This is a genomic window from Levilactobacillus paucivorans (genome assembly GCF_001437125.1).
GTDB lineage: Bacteria > Bacillota > Bacilli > Lactobacillales > Lactobacillaceae > Levilactobacillus > Levilactobacillus paucivorans.
This window is the reverse complement of sequence record NZ_JQCA01000129.1, coordinates 1-704: the sequence shown is the minus strand read 5'-3', so window position 1 is coordinate 704 and position 704 is coordinate 1. Positions and strand designations below refer to the sequence as shown.

The 704-nt window shown below is 36.1% G+C and carries 1 pseudogene; it reads left to right on the top strand.

Annotated features, from left to right (window positions below):
• Positions 1 to 402 precede the first annotated feature (402 nt).
• A pseudogene (locus tag IV54_RS09605) lies at positions 403 to 666 on the top strand (MarR family transcriptional regulator); the annotation flags it as partial.
• Positions 667 to 704 lie beyond the last annotated feature (38 nt).

The following is a 704-nucleotide window of genomic DNA, read 5'->3' as shown; positions in this document are numbered from 1 at the left end:
GTAAGACTGAAAAATGAGTATGCAGTAGTTTAAGTGCAACAACTAAGTTAGAAAAAACTTATATTTAGTTTTAGGTAGATTGTAAAATTAACCTTCAATGCATATTAATAATATTTCTAACGTTCATAATGAGTTTGAATCAATTTATTATAATAAGAATTATAAATAGTTTATCGACAGATTTTAGAGTTTCTATTAACCCGAGCCAATCAACGATGCTGCTAAACCGGTTCAGGCTGGTCAAACAGAGGCTACTAATTTTGTAGATCAATGGTTGCCTCGAACTGATGAAACTGACCAACGACATATGACACTGAGGGGCTTATTACTATTAGCCATGAGTAGTTTGTTATAACTCTTCGGAATGACTCAGCGGCAGTACAAAGAATAGGATGATATTATATGGTAAATCATCAGCAAATTAAGAACCAGTTTGAGAGCTTAACAACCCTACAAGCTATTCAGAAACAGGCATACCAGATGTTAATGCAAGGGCTGGCCACAACTGGTTTCTCAATGCGTGAGTGGGGAATATTAGTCTATCTTGAACAACACGGACAAGCCACTGCTAGTGAATTAGCTGATGCGTTCATGGTTACGCGCACACTAATTTCCAGAAACACTTGGCGACTGATTCAAGATAATTTAATTCCTCAATTGTCAAATCAAGTGCAACACTAAGAATCTATTCTTAGAAGTGGTCT